The following is a 740-nucleotide window of genomic DNA, read 5'->3' on the forward strand; positions in this document are numbered from 1 at the left end:
CCTCTCGGGTTACCGAATTCAGACAAACTCCGAATGCCAATTAATTTAACTTGGGAGTCAGAACATGGGTGATAAGGTCCGTGTTCGAAAGGGAAACAGCCCAGACCACCAGCTAAGGTCCCAAAATATATGTTAAGTGGAAAAGGATGTGGCGTTGCCCAGACAACTAGGATGTTGGCTTAGAAGCAGCCATCATTTAAAGAGTGCGTAATAGCTCACTAGTCGAGTGACACTGCGCCGAAAATGTACCGGGGCTAAACGTATCACCGAAGCTGCGGACTGTTCTTCGAACAGTGGTAGGAGAGCGTTCTAAGGGCTGTGAAGCCAGACCGGAAGGACTGGTGGAGCGCTTAGAAGTGAGAATGCCGGTATGAGTAGCGAAAGAGGGGTGAGAATCCCCTCCACCGAATGCCTAAGGTTTCCTGAGGAAGGCTCGTCCGCTCAGGGTTAGTCGGGACCTAAGCCGAGGCCGAAAGGCGTAGGCGATGGATAACAGGTTGATATTCCTGTACCACCTATAATCGTTTTAATCGATGGGGGGACGCAGTAGGATAGGCGAAGCGTGCGATTGGATTGCACGTCTAAGCAGTAAGGCTGAGTATTAGGCAAATCCGGTACTCGTTAAGGCTGAGCTGTGATGGGGAGAAGACATTGTGTCTTCGAGTCGTTGATTTCACACTGCCGAGAAAAGCCTCTAGATAGAAAATAGGTGCCCGTACCGCAAACCGACACAGGTAGTC

1 rRNA gene is annotated in these 740 nt (G+C 50.4%); it reads left to right on the plus strand.

The features are described 5' to 3' along the window. A 23S ribosomal RNA gene (locus tag KDK95_RS38855) occupies window positions 1-740 on the plus strand; the annotation flags it as partial.

Source organism: Actinospica acidithermotolerans, from assembly GCF_018139625.1.
Taxonomy (GTDB): domain Bacteria; phylum Actinomycetota; class Actinomycetes; order Streptomycetales; family Catenulisporaceae; genus Actinospica; species Actinospica acidithermotolerans.